Source organism: Methylobacterium phyllostachyos, assembly GCF_900103445.1.
In the GTDB taxonomy this organism is placed as follows: domain Bacteria; phylum Pseudomonadota; class Alphaproteobacteria; order Rhizobiales; family Beijerinckiaceae; genus Methylobacterium; species Methylobacterium phyllostachyos.
In genome coordinates this window covers 246,455-258,926 of record NZ_FNHS01000006.1, presented here as the reverse complement: position 1 = coordinate 258,926, position 12,472 = coordinate 246,455, and the positions used below count along the sequence as shown (strand labels likewise).

Sequence of the window (12,472 nt, the reverse complement as noted above, 5' to 3'; positions counted from 1 at the left end):
GGGTTGGCGGCTCCGTACCCTGATATCGAGTGGTCCGCCACGCGTTCAACGCGTCCCGTTTGCGAGGGGGCCGGGCAATTTCCCACCGCACGGCGCAAACGTCGTTAAGCGGCACTTTACGTCTCTGGGTCACCCTGCGGTTCGAAACGAAACAGCCGCCGAATCGAAACCTGCGCCCGGAATCGATCCCGAGTGTCGACACGATCTCGGCGCGCCGCTCAGGGAGCCGCCATGTCCACCACTGTGCTCATCGTGGACGACGACCCGGTTCAGCGGCGCCTCGCCGAGGCGGCGGTGCGTCGGTTCGGATTCGAAGCCCGCGTTGCGGAGACCGGCGCGGACGCCCTCGCTCTGTTGAAGACAGAGGGCGCGGACGTGGTTCTGCTCGATCTCGTGATGCCAGGGCTCGACGGGCTCGGCGTACTGGCCGAGATGCGCAAGAGCGGGCTCGCCACCCCGGTAATCGTGCAGACCTCCAACGGATCGATCGACGCGGTGGTCTCGGCCATGCGGGCCGGCGCGGTCGACTTCGTGGTCAAGCCCGCGGGCGCCGAGCGGCTGCAGGTCTCGATCAAGAACGCTCTGCGGGTCGATACCCTCGAGGAGGAGGTGCGCCGCATGCGCCGCCGCGCCTCCGGCGCCCTGACCTTCAAGGACCTGACCTCGAAGAGCCCCGACATGGAGCGGGTCATCCGGCTCGCCGAGCGGGCGGCGAAGTCCAACATTCCGGTGCTGATCGAGGGCGAATCCGGCGTCGGCAAGGAGGTGCTGGCGCGGGCGATCCAGGGGTCGGGCGACCGGCGCGGCAAGCCGTTCGTGACCGTCAATTGCGGGGCGATCCCCGAGAACCTCGTGGAATCGACCCTGTTCGGCCACGAGAAGGGGGCGTTCACGGGCGCCACCGAGAAGCATGCCGGCAAGTTCGTGGAGGCCTCGGGCGGCACGCTGTTCCTCGACGAAATCGGTGAACTGCCCCTCGATGCGCAGGTCAAGCTGCTGCGCGCGCTTCAGGAGGGCGAGGTTGATCCGGTCGGCGCTAAACGCCCGGTGCGGGTCGATATTCGCCTCGTCTCGGCGACCAACCGCTCGCTCCTCGACCTCGTGAAGCAGGGCAAGTTCCGCGAAGACCTGTACTACCGCCTCAACGTCTTTCCGATGACCCTGCCGCCGCTTCGGGCGCGCCGGGAGGATATTGCCGACCTCGTCCGGTCGTTCTGCGCGCGCTTCTCCGCCGAGGAGGGTAAGCGGGTTCGGGCAATCACGCCGGAGGCGATGGCACTGCTGACCCGCTACCCCTGGCCAGGGAATGTCCGCCAGCTGGAGAATGCCCTGTTCCGCGCCGTGGTGCTCGCTGACGGCGACGAATTGACGGTTGCCGAGTTCCCGCAAATCGCCGCGCAGGTCGAGGGCTTCGATGTTCGAATCCCCGCCGCGCCCAGCCAGCCGCTGATGCCCACCTATGCTCCGGAGCCGGTCCGCGAGATCGTTCGGGTCGAGGTGCGCGATCCGCACACCCTGTCGCTGGTCGCCGAGGAAACCGGCGAGATGAAGCCGATGGACGTGCTGGAAGCTGAGATCATCCGCTACGCGCTGCAGTTCTACCGTCAGCGCATGTCGGAGGTGTCGCGCCGCCTCGGGATCGGCCGCTCGACGCTCTATCGCAAGCTCAAGGATCTCGGCCTTGAAGGCGACGACAAGGCGGAGGATGCCGCCTAACCCGTCGCCGGGTGCGCTACCACACCGTGCAGGTGCCGGCTCGGCAAACCCTGGAAGGCTGCCGATCCGGTACGCGAGTTCAATATATTCCGAGATCGTGGCGGCATCTAGCAGCATCGAAACAAGTTCGCATCGGCATAAGACGTCTTCCACTTGCGAATACTGCGGTTGCCCAACGCCACGCTTGGGCGGATAATCACAATCCACGCGTGCGGTTCTGCCGCCAACGCTCCGGGAGTTCACGATGCGCGTCCCGCGCTCAAGCCTCATGGCGCTGGCCGCCCTGTTGACCGGTACGCTGGCCTCGGCCGCCGCGACCGGCGCCGATACGGCTGCGCTCAGCACCACGACACCGGCGGCGACGCCCAGCCCGACGCAACCGGCAGTGCCTGTGCCGGAACCGGCCACGCTGCCAGACTACAAGCCCGATGCGCCGGCCCCAGAGCCGGCGCCCGCGGCAACCGCGCCCGTCGCCCCGACCGATCCCCTTGGCGCTGCCCTGATCGCGCGCCTCGCCGACCAGGCGCCGCTCCTGCTGCGTCTGACCTCCAAGGACCGCGACGCGATCCGCACCTTCTACGAGGCCCGCGCCGGCAAGCCTCTCTGGATCGCCGAGGGGCTTTGGACCGAGACGGCGAAGGCGGTCACCGCTCGGTTGTCAGCCGCCGGGGAGGATGGGCTTGATGCCCGGGCCTACACGATCCCGAGCCTTGCCGAGAAGCCGGACGAGAAGGCGGTGGCGGATGCCGATCTGCGCCTGTCCGCGGCAGCGGTGCTCTACGCCCGCGACGCGCGGGGCGGGCGGGTTAACCTTGCCTCGATCTCCCGTCTGATCACCCCGCACCTCGATCTTCCAGCGGGCAACGAAGTGTTGTCCAAGCTCGCCGAGGCCGGTGCCAAGGCCGGCGACGTCCTACAGGCCTACAACCCGGCGACACCTGGCTATCTTGCCCTCAAGAACCGGCTGGCGGCGTTGCGCGGGCCCGCGCCTGCGGCGGTCAAGCCGTTGCGCCTGCCCTCCGGGCCGGCCCTGCGTTTGGGCATGCGCGATGTCCGTGTCCCGCTGCTGAGGGCGCATTTCGGCCTGGAGAGCCGCCCGGCCGGGACCTTCGATCAGGGCCCTGGCGAGCCGGAGACCTACGATTCCGTGGTCGCCGACGCCGTATCCAAGTTCCAGCGCGGTCGCGGGCTACCCGCCACCGGGATCCTGAACGTCCAGACCGTCCTGGCGCTCGCCGAGGCCGGGCGTACCGCCCGCCCCACCGGCGGCGAGGCGGAGCTGATCGTCAACATGGAGCGGTGGCGCTGGCTGCCCGGAGATCTTGGCCCCGACTACATCCTCGTGAACGTGCCAGAGTACCGCCTACGCGCCTATCGAGGCGGCACCCTGCGCGACGAGGCGCGGGTGATCGTCGGCAAGCCGGATTCGCGTACCCCGCTCTTCTCGGGGCTGATGGAATACGCGGTCGTCAATCCGTCCTGGTACGTGCCGCCGTCGATCCTGAAGACCATGGCGCCGAAACTCGCAGGCTACAGCGGCAAGACCTGGGGCGGCTACGAGGTCGTCCGGCACGGCGGCCACATCTCGCTGCGCCAGCCCCCAGGGGAGCGCAATGCCTTGGGCTTCATCAAGTTCATGTTCCCGAACCAGCACGCGGTCTACTTGCACGACACGCCCAACCGCTCGCTGTTCTCCGCCGCGAAGCGCGATTTCAGCCACGGCTGCGTGCGCGTTGACGACCCGTTCCGCCTAGCCGACGTGGTGCTGCCGGACTGGTCAGCGGAGCGCTTGAAGAAGCTGATCGGCAAGGGCGAGCGCACGCTCCGGCTGCCCGAGAAGCTGCCAGTCCACCTCGCCTACTTCACCGCCTATGTCGACGATAGCGGCGTCTACCGCACCCTGCCCGATCTCTACGGCTACGACGCCCCGATGCGCGCTGCCCTCGGACTACCGGGCGGCAGCGGCCCGGCGATCGCCCGGCTGCCGGACGAGGCGCCTCGGCGCAAGGCCGAGAGCATGCCGACCCAGCCCCGCAGCGCACAAAGGCGCTCGACGCAACGTCACGTCGCCGGCGAATGGCCGACCGGACGCTACGAGGAGGCCGAACCCCCGCGGCGGCACCTCCGCCGCGCCGCGCGGATCGACGAATCCCCCGAATACGGCGAGCCCGGCCTGTGGACTCCGGCGCCGCAACAAACGACGCCCCGAAGCTACTGGTAAGACGGCGGGCGGGCGCCGTCGACGTTCGCAACTTTCGCGTGCGCAGCCGCACATCCGAGCACGATTTCGCCATGGTCCAGCCTTAGCCGTTTCCGTCGACGGCCAAGCCGATGAGCATTGGCTTTGGCGAGCGGAAGAGGATCAGGATTTCCGTGCTGGATCTTCGTCCCACCCTGCGGAGGCTCGCCCTCGCCGTATCGGGCGTCGTCGTCGGTCTCGTGGCCGGGACGGCCGAGACCGAGAACGCGGTCGCCAACGGCGACACCCGCTCCCTGACGATCTTCCACACGCACACGCAAGAAAGCGCGACCATCACGTTCAAGCGCGACGGACGCTACGACCGCGCGGCCCTCGACCAACTGAACTGGCTCCTGCGCGACTGGCGCATCAACGAGCCGACCAAGATGGATCCGCGCCTGTTCGACACGGTGTGGGAAGCCTATCGGCAGGTCGGCTCGGGACAGGCGATCCACATCGTCTCGGCGTACCGCTCGCCCGGCACCAACGCGATGCTGCGCCGCCGCTCGAAGATGGTCGCTGAATACAGCCAACACATGCTCGGCAAGGCGATGGACTTCTACCTGCCGGACGTGCCGATCGACCGGATCCGCGAGGTCGGGCTCCGGATGCAGCGCGGTGGTGTCGGCTGGTACCCGCATGCGGGGACGCCCTTCATCCACCTCGATGTCGGCTCGGTCCGGATGTGGCCGCGCATGACCCACGACCAGCTCGCCCGCCTCTTCCCGGACGGCAAGACCGTCCTCCTGCCGAGCGACAATCGGCCGTTCCCGCGCTACGAAGAGGCCAAGGCCGAGATCCTGGCCCGCGGTGGGACGGTGGCCGGTATCACCACCCAGATGGCCGGTGGCGAGGAGGAGGACGGGCCAGGCCTTTTCGGCTTCCTGGCGAGTCTGTTCGGCGGCGGCAAATCCGAGCCGGCTCCCGCGCCGTCGCCGGAACCCGTGGCGTCGAAGAACCGCCGGGTGCCCGTCGTCGCTGTGGCGAGCGCCGACCCGCAGGATTCGATCGGGACGCGTACCGCCCTCGCCTACGCCGCCCCGGCGGCAGACGATGCCCTGCGGGGCTCCCTCGTCCAACGCGAGTTGGCGAAGGCGCCCGCCGGCAAGGCCGCGGACGCGAAGGCACTGCTCACAGCCCCAGGCCCGGTGCCGACGGCCGAGGCGGCCATCGCTGCCGTCATCGCACCGCTGCCGCCGCGGCGACCTTCCGATCTTGCCGCCGTCATGGCGGCCCTGACCATGCCGCTGCCGCCACCGCGCCCGGTCCAATTCGCAGCGTTAAGCGGAGGCATGGCCAACCTTCCCGCTGCGGCGGAGATCCGTGCCCCGGCCAGTCCAAACGCGCAAACGCGGATCCGGGCGCTGATTGCTCCGGATGCGGATTCCAAAGTGCAATTGCGAGCCCTGTTCGAGGCAGTCTCTGCCGGCCCCGTAGCGGCGCCGGCGGGCCGAAGTGTTCCGGTTCGAATCGCCGCCACCCGGCTTCGCGACGCGGCCCCCGATGCCGTTGTCGCCGCGGCTCCGGAGCGCACAACGACGCGGTTCAGCACCCGCAGCCCGGGTGACGACCTCACGGCGGCTCGGTTCACACGATCCGCGGAACGGCCAACGGGCGGACGCTGAGACGACCCTCGCGGCAAGTGAAGTGTCGGCCTCTAGGAAAGCGCTTCGTCAGCGCAGCGGCTTCGCGAAATCGACGCTCAAAGCCGCGACCAGCGTGGCCGCATAGCTGTCATCCTGCGTTAAGGCGATGCGCTCGGCCTCGGCACCGCTGTTCGATACAACGGACATCATGAGCATGCCGCCGGTTAACAGGCCGCCGCATGCAGCGACCAGTGCCAGATAGGCGCGCAATGCAACGCGCGGCGCGACCACAGCGGCTGGCGTCTGGCTGAGGCAGAGCGGCACGGGATCAGGCTGTATCATGGCCGGTGATGCTGACGGGTTGAATTGGACCCGCCGGGGATCGGACTTAGGCACGCACGACCCGTCGGCTCAACAGGTCAACGTGCCGTCCGGAGTCGAGTTCAGCCGTGTTGCGATGTTTTTCAACGACAAGTCGAGGTGGTGGTTAAGCTCCGATGGGAGGGCGCTGCCGAGCGCCCTCCCGGCGTGAGGTGCCCTCAGCCTTCCTTGCCCGACACCTTGCCCAGCGACGCCTGGGCTGCGGCAAGGCGCGCGATCGGTACGCGGTAGGGCGAGCAGGACACGTAATCGAGCCCCACCTCCTGGCAGAACCCGACCGACGCCGGATCGCCGCCGTGCTCGCCGCAGATGCCGAGCTTGATATTCGGCCGCGTCTTGCGGCCCCGCTCGACGCCGATGCGCACGAGCTCGCCCACACCCTCCTGGTCGATGGTGATGAACGGGTCGGCCGGTAGGATCCCCTTCTGGGTATAGGGCCCCAGGAAGGTCGCGGCGTCGTCGCGGGAGATGCCGAGCGCGGTCTGCGTCAGGTCGTTGGTGCCGAAGGAGAAGAATTCGGCGGTCTCTGCGATCTCACCGGCCTTGAGGGCCGCCCGCGGCAGCTCGATCATGGTGCCGACCTGATAGTCCAGGGTCGCGCCCTTCTCCTCCGACACGGCCTTCGCCATGGCGTCGATGCTGGCCTTCACGATGTCGAACTCGGCGCGGGTGAAGACCAGCGGCACCATCACTTCGGGTGTGACCGGGCTGCCGGTATCGGCGGCGGCCTGCACGGCGGCCTCGAAGATCGCCCGGGCCTGCATCTCGGCGATCTCCGGGAAGGCGATGGCGAGGCGGCAGCCGCGGAAGCCGAGCATCGGGTTGTGCTCGGACAGCTCACGCATCCGGTGCCGGATCTTCTCCTCAGCGACGCCCGTGGCCTTCACGACCTCGGCCACCTCGGCGTCGGTATGCGGCAGGAACTCGTGCAGCGGCGGGTCGAGCAGGCGGATCGTCACCGGCAGGCCCGACATGATCGTGAACAGCTCCAGGAAGTCCTGCCGCTGGTAGGGCAGGATCTTCGCCAGCGCCGCCCGGCGACCCTCGGCGTCGTCGGCCAGGATCATCTCGCGCACCGCGATGATGCGGTCGCCCTCGAAGAACATGTGTTCGGTGCGGCAGAGGCCGATTCCCTCGGCGCCGAAGTTGCGCGCGGTCCGCGCATCGGTCGGCGTGTCGGCGTTCGCCCGGACCTTCATGCCCCGGAACGCGTCGGCCCACTCCATCAGGGTGGCGAAGTCGCCCGACAGCTCGGGCTCCAGCATCTTCACTTCGCCCTGGATCACTTGGCCGGTCGAGCCATCGATCGTGATCTTGTCGCCGGCCTTCAGCGTGACGCCGCCGACCGTCAGGGTCTGCGCCTTGTAGTCGATTCGGATCGACCCCACGCCCGAAACGCAGGGCTTGCCCATGCCGCGGGCCACCACAGCCGCGTGGCTGGTCATGCCGCCGCGGGTGGTCAGGATGCCCTCGGCGGCGTGCATGCCGTGGATGTCCTCGGGCGAGGTCTCGATGCGCACGAGGATGCACTTGCGCTCGGCCTTGCGATGGGCCTCCGCGTCCTCGGAGTTGAACACGATCTCGCCCGTGGCAGCGCCCGGAGAGGCCGGCAGGCCGGAGGCGATGACCTTGCGGTCGGCCTTCGGGTCGATGGTCGGATGCAGGAGCTGGTCGAGCGCGCCCGGCTCGACGCGGCCGATGGCCTCCTCGCGGGAGATGAGCCCCTCCCCCGCCAGATCAACGGCGATGCGCAGGGCGGCCTTGGCCGTGCGCTTGCCGTTGCGGGTCTGGAGCATCCAGAGCTTGCCCTTCTCGATGGTGAATTCCATGTCCTGCATGTCGCGGTAATGCGACTCCAGGATCCCGTAGATCCGGGTCAGCTCCGCGAAGCTCTCGGGCATGGCCTTCTCCATGGAAGGCTTGTCGCTCTCGGCCTCGATTCGGGCCTTCTCGGTGATGTTCTGCGGGGTGCGGATACCCGCCACCACGTCCTCACCCTGCGCGTTGATCAGGAACTCGCCGTAGAGCGCCTTCTCGCCGGTCGACGGGTTGCGGGTGAAGGCGACGCCGGTGGCCGAGGTGTCACCCATGTTGCCGAACACCATCGCCTGGACGTTGACGGCCGTGCCCCAGCTCTCCGGGATGTTGTTCAGCTCACGATATTTCTTGGCGCGCGGAATCATCCACGAATCGAACACCGCGCCGATCGCGCCCCAGAGCTGATCGTCGGCCCCCTGCGGGAAGTCCGAGCCGTGCTCCTCGCGTACGATTTTCTTGTAGGTCTGGATCAAGGTCTTCCAGTCCGCGGCTCCGAGTTCGGTGTCGAGATCGTAGCCCTTGCCTTCCTTGTACTGCTCCAGTGCCTCCTCAAACGCGTGGTGCTCCACGCCCAAGACCACGTTCGAGTACATGGTGATGAAGCGGCGGTACGAATCGTAGGCGAAGCGCTCGTCGTCGGCCTCCTTGGCCAGCGCCAGCACGGTCTCGTCGTTGAGGCCGAGATTCAGCACCGTATCCATCATGCCGGGCATCGAGGCGCGGGCGCCCGAGCGAACCGAGACGAGGAGCGGGTTGGTGCTGTCGCCGAATTTGCGGCCCGTCAGCGCGCCGACCTGTGCGAGCGCGGCGGCGACCTGATCCCTCAGTTCCGGCGGGAAGGCCTTGCCGTGATCGTAATAGTAGGTGCAGACTTCGGTGGTGATGGTGAAGCCGGGGGGGACCGGCAGGCCGAGGTTGGACATCTCGGCGAGGTTGGCGCCCTTGCCGCCGAGCAGGTCGCGCATCTGCGACTTGCCCTCCGCCTTGCCGTCGCCGAAGGCATAGACCCACTTCGCGCTGCCGGTCGCCATGTCGATCCCGTCCATCTCTGATGCTCGGCTTTGGCCGAGCTGATGGGCGGGGTTGGACCATCCCGCAGCGCAACGCAAGATGAACGCATGATGGCGTTGTGCGCACGCGGCTGACGGCGTTGCCGGTCTGTCAGGCGTGGCGCCCCCGCCCGGGTGCGCCGCAGCTCAGTGTATGATTCCGAGACCGATTACGCCGATGACGATCAGGTAGATCGCCACGATGTAGTTGAGGAGCCGCGGCATCACCAGGATCAGGATCCCGGCCAGGATCGCGATCAGCGGCTGGAGGTTGGAGATAGTGATCGTCACGGGCGCCTCCTCAGGCAGAGCTTAACCGTCGCTATCGACGCCTCTACCCGATGGAGGTTCCCTGTGGCTTGCAGGCGGCGGAGCTGGTGGCTCCGCCGCTGCTCAGATCAAGGCTTCGTCGGGACGGGTGGTGGCGTCTGCGTCCCGGGGATCGGATCCTTGGCCTCGCCGTTCGGCAGGTTCACCGCGATCGTCGGATGTGCCAGCTCGGGATAGGGCTCGATCACCTTCGCGCCGTTCAGCGGCTTGTTGGCGCCGTTGTGGCAAGTCGCGCAATAGATCTTCGGCGCGTCCCCAAGCGCACCGAGCCGGTTGCGCGGGAAGGTCGAGGTGAGCGGCGTCATGTAGTCCTGGTTGAGGTCCCGGACCATGCGGATGCCGTACCAGGCATGGACGCGATTGGGCGTGCTCGTATCCCACTGCGCCACCGAGCGGGTGTTGTGGCAGAAGGTGCAGTTCACGCCGAGCGACTGCGACATGCTGATCATGAGGCCGAAGGTCTTCTCGGCGTCCTGGATCGGCTTGCCCTTGGATTCCGGCAGCGCCGTGGTGGCGTTGACCCGGATCGCGTCCTCCGATGTCTCCTTGTGCTGATAGAAGGCCTGGTAGACGTCGTAGGGCAGCGAGGTGTTGCCGACTTGTGGCGAGGCGAGGTTCTGGCTGTTGTTGCGCGGGATGAACCGCCCGGCGCCCTGGATCGGATGGTCGAACCAGATATTTGCGGGCACCGGATTGCCCCGGTGACAGGTGTAGCAGGTCACGCCCGCCTCGTGGACGTGGTTCTCCTTCCAGGACGAGTTGATGTACTGGGTCATCTGGAACATGCGGCGGGCGACGCGCTTCTGGTAAAGCTCGTCGGAGGCCATGTTCTCGGTGCTGTGGCAGTAGGTGCAGCCCTGCTGCGGTGCCACCCATTCGGTGATCGACACCATGATCCGGTTGAACTGCTCGGCCGAGAGATCGCCCAGCACCTGCACGTTCTCGTAGACGGCCGAAGCCTTCTCGCCGCCCGGTTCGGCGGGATCGGCCGGGGCCGGCGCCCGGTTGGCCTCGGCCAGCGCCTCGTTGCCGGCCCGGGTCCGAATCAGATCCATCGCGGTACCGCGGAAGCCGGTCTGCTTGACCGCCATCGGCGGATGGGTCCAGCCCGCACCGCCGAACATCGCGATGGTGAGGAACAGCGCCAGCGCACCGCCGACGACCGCCAGAACTGTCTTCATGACGGCCTCCTCACGGCCTCGGGCCGGGTGCGAGATGGGCGGGATCCACGATCGGGCCGTAGACCTGCGGATAATTGGGGGCGACGTGGTGCTTGACGGCCCAGAGGTACCAGTTGTCGACCACGGTGCCGGTGAGCAGGATGCCAATGCCGCCGGTGAGCGTGGTCAGCACCGCGAACCACCACGCCCAGCGATGGATCGACTCCATCGTGGCGTTGAAGCCCATGGTCCAGCGCCAGAACAGGGCGGCGCGCTCTGTGGCGGTGCCGCGGTCGACGATCTGATCGATCTCGCGCTCGGCGCCGTAGCGCGAGCAGGCCAGGATCGTGCCCCCGTGCATCGCGAACAGCAGCGTCGATCCGTAGAGGAACGTGATCGAGAGCATGTGGAACGGGTTGTAGAACAGGTTGCCGTATCGGAGCGAGAACGCCGCGGTCCAATCGAGGTGCGGGAAGATCCCGAAAGGCACGGCCTCCGACCACGAGCCCATCAGCAGCGGCCGGATGAAGCCGAGGACGAGGTAGAGCCAGATCGCCGACGCGAAGGCCCACGGCACATGGGTGCCGAGACCGAGGGCCTTCGCCCGCCGGTAGAGATGGACCCACCAGAGCAGGATCGACGCGGTGAGGAAGAAGCCGGCGATCAGCCACCAGCCGCCCTCGTTGAGCGGCGGCAGCACGCGGAGACCGTACTTGGGCAGCGGCGGTTCCAGCGCGAGCCAGGGCAATTGCCGCACGAACTGGACGGGATCCCAGTTCACCGAGGCCCACATGTTGAGGCCGATGATCTCGAAGGCGATCAGCCCGCAGATGATCGACAGAGCCGCGATGTAGCCGATGTAGATCGGGCCGACCTGGCTGTTGCCGATGAGCCCGAACAGGTAGCTGTTGAACGGCTTGCCGACCCGGTCGTCGACCGCCACCGGCACGCCGTGCTCGGGCTTCAGCGGGCGCACCTGAACTTGCGTGAAGATGTTCTGGTAATAGGCCATGGCCTGCCCTCCCCCGGAGTGCCGCGCATGTGGCGGCGGCGGTCCGCGTTACTGCTGTTGTCGTGGCGGCGTTCCGCCGGTCATCGCCAGACCGGGAGGTTCAGCCACCAGCCCCACCATTGCGGCCAGCCCTGCGTCCAGAACGGCCCGCTGATCACGATGCAGACCGCGCTCCAGAACCCCGCCGACAGGGCCAGGAACAGGCCGAGGCGATGCACGCCCAGCGTGCCGATCGAGTAGCCGATCGTGTCGCGGAAGAACGTGTCCTCGTGCTCGGGCGTCTTCACGGTCTGGCCCTTCCGCGGATTGGTCGCCGAGAGAATCAGGCCGCCGTGCATCGCCAGCGCGAGCGTGGTCGTGAAGAAGAACGTCACGGCGAGCATATGCGCCGGATTATAGTGGAAGTGGAGATACTGGTATCCGGTGTTGGACACCCAATCGAGGTGGCTGAGGATGCCGTACGGGAAGCCGTAGCCCCAGGCGCCCATCAGGAACGGTCGGATCACCTCCAGCGTGAAGTAGGCGAAGATCGCCATGCCGAACGCCGCGGGCACATGGTAGCCGATGCCGAGCTTCCGGCAGATCTCGACCTCGCGCAACATCCACGAGACGAACGAGCCGAGCGCGCACATGGTGATGATCTGCCAGAGACCGCCCTCCTTCAGAGGCGCGAGCCTCAGCCCGTAGCTGATGTCCGGCGGCGCGATATTGATCTGCCAGACGTTCCAGGTCGGCCCGATCGCCGCGCCATAGATGACGAGCGCGGTGCCCAGCACCGTGAAGAACATCCCGACGACGCCGAAGAAGCCGACGAAGAACGGCCCGACCCAGAAGTCGAACAGGTCGCCGCCGAGCAGAGTGCCGCCGCGGACCCTGTATTTACGCTCGAAGCTCAGCATCGCCATGGCGGCTGCTCCTCAGTCAGGCCGGAGAACGGGAGGGAAGAGGTGACCGCGGCCCTCGCGCGCCGCGGTCCGGGCCGGTGATCAGGCCGGCATCTGCGGCAGGGCGAGCGTGATGGTGTTCTCGGCCGCCTTGTTGTTCCTTGGGCCGTCCAGCCAGTTGAACCGGTCGGTCGAGAGCAGGATGAAGTGGATCAGCAGCGCCAGGATGAAGAGGAAGGTGAACAGGGCCACCAGCGTGCGCCGCGGATCGAACAGCAACCAAACCTTGTGCATTCG

10 protein-coding genes are annotated in these 12,472 nt (G+C 67.4%); 3 read left to right on the top strand and 7 right to left on the bottom strand.

The genetic code is table 11. The features are described from left to right. The first annotated feature begins 231 nt into the window (after window positions 1-231). From BLQ49_RS11865 to BLQ49_RS11855, 3 genes are all read left to right on the top strand, one after another. Window positions 232-1,716 (top strand): sigma-54-dependent transcriptional regulator, encoded by a 1,485-nt coding sequence (locus BLQ49_RS11865; RefSeq protein ID WP_091716044.1) that lies wholly within the window; start codon window positions 232-234, stop codon window positions 1,714-1,716. 244 nt (window positions 1,717-1,960) lie between these two features. After that, entirely contained in the window at window positions 1,961-3,937 is a 1,977-nt protein-coding gene (locus BLQ49_RS11860; protein ID WP_091716042.1) for a L,D-transpeptidase family protein, read from the top strand. A gap of 110 nt (window positions 3,938-4,047) precedes the next feature. After that, window positions 4,048-5,580, top strand: a complete 1,533-nt coding sequence (locus BLQ49_RS11855) for a peptidoglycan L,D-endopeptidase MepK (RefSeq protein ID WP_091716040.1) — start codon at window positions 4,048-4,050, stop codon at window positions 5,578-5,580. A 48-nt stretch (window positions 5,581-5,628) separates the two neighbouring features. Here BLQ49_RS11855 and BLQ49_RS11850 read toward each other — a convergent pair whose 3' ends face one another. From BLQ49_RS11850 to pufA, 7 genes are all read right to left on the bottom strand, one after another. Further along, window positions 5,629-5,883: a hypothetical protein gene (locus tag BLQ49_RS11850; protein WP_208859044.1), complete on the bottom strand. Its 255-nt coding sequence runs from the start codon at window positions 5,881-5,883 to the stop codon at window positions 5,629-5,631. Between the two features lie 197 nt (window positions 5,884-6,080). Further along, entirely contained in the window at window positions 6,081-8,771 is a 2,691-nt protein-coding gene (ppdK, locus tag BLQ49_RS11845) for a pyruvate, phosphate dikinase (RefSeq protein WP_091716207.1), read from the bottom strand. A 165-nt stretch (window positions 8,772-8,936) separates the two neighbouring features. Beyond that, on the bottom strand, window positions 8,937-9,080 hold the full coding sequence (locus tag BLQ49_RS11840; RefSeq protein WP_091716038.1) for a DUF3096 domain-containing protein: 144 nt from the start codon (window positions 9,078-9,080) through the stop codon (window positions 8,937-8,939). Window positions 9,081-9,187: 107 nt separating this feature from the next. Then, complete coding sequence (gene pufC / locus BLQ49_RS11835; protein ID WP_091716036.1) at window positions 9,188-10,300, bottom strand: photosynthetic reaction center cytochrome PufC; 1,113 nt, start codon at window positions 10,298-10,300, stop codon at window positions 9,188-9,190. 10 nt (window positions 10,301-10,310) lie between these two features. Next, the gene (gene pufM, locus BLQ49_RS11830) at window positions 10,311-11,291 is read right to left on the bottom strand and encodes a photosynthetic reaction center subunit M (RefSeq protein ID WP_091716035.1); all 981 of its coding nucleotides are present in this window, start codon (window positions 11,289-11,291) and stop codon (window positions 10,311-10,313) included. Between the two features lie 80 nt (window positions 11,292-11,371). After that, window positions 11,372-12,196 (bottom strand): photosynthetic reaction center subunit L, encoded by an 825-nt coding sequence (gene pufL, locus BLQ49_RS11825; RefSeq protein WP_091716033.1) that lies wholly within the window; start codon window positions 12,194-12,196, stop codon window positions 11,372-11,374. An 81-nt stretch (window positions 12,197-12,277) separates the two neighbouring features. Continuing rightward, window positions 12,278-12,469: a light-harvesting antenna LH1, alpha subunit gene (gene pufA, locus BLQ49_RS11820; RefSeq protein ID WP_012319766.1), complete on the bottom strand. Its 192-nt coding sequence runs from the start codon at window positions 12,467-12,469 to the stop codon at window positions 12,278-12,280. Window positions 12,470-12,472 lie beyond the last annotated feature (3 nt).